Source organism: Pseudomonas sp. Kh14 (genome assembly GCF_900291005.1).
In the GTDB taxonomy this organism is placed as follows: Bacteria; Pseudomonadota; Gammaproteobacteria; order Pseudomonadales; family Pseudomonadaceae; genus Aquipseudomonas; species Aquipseudomonas alloputida.
In genome coordinates this window covers 1-247 of sequence record NZ_OLKJ01000233.1, presented here as the reverse complement: position 1 = coordinate 247, position 247 = coordinate 1, and the positions used below count along the sequence as shown (strand labels likewise).

1 protein-coding gene is annotated in these 247 nt (G+C 43.3%); it reads right to left on the bottom strand.

All coding sequences use genetic code 11. The features are described from left to right. The coding region (locus FQ668_RS29220; RefSeq protein ID WP_218570929.1) for a transposase zinc-binding domain-containing protein at positions 1–245 on the bottom strand (245 nt) is incomplete at its 3' end. Positions 246–247 lie beyond the last annotated feature (2 nt).

Below are 247 nucleotides of genomic sequence, written 5' to 3'. Positions count from 1 at the left end.
GCACAAGCCCGACTAGAGCAGGATAAACAAATCGTCTTCTCGTGAAAGCAGGCTTCATTTTCGCATTTGTATCGCTTTTCCCCCATCACTGGCTGACCGCAAGCTAACATCTTTGTTACTTCTTCGATTTCAATCTCACGTAAACTTGAGTCAGTGGCCATGAGTCTTTCCCATGCTCGGTTTTTATTAAAAAGGTATCGAGTTGGGCAAGGTTGATAAGGTTGATTAACGGAGTGATGAGTCATAT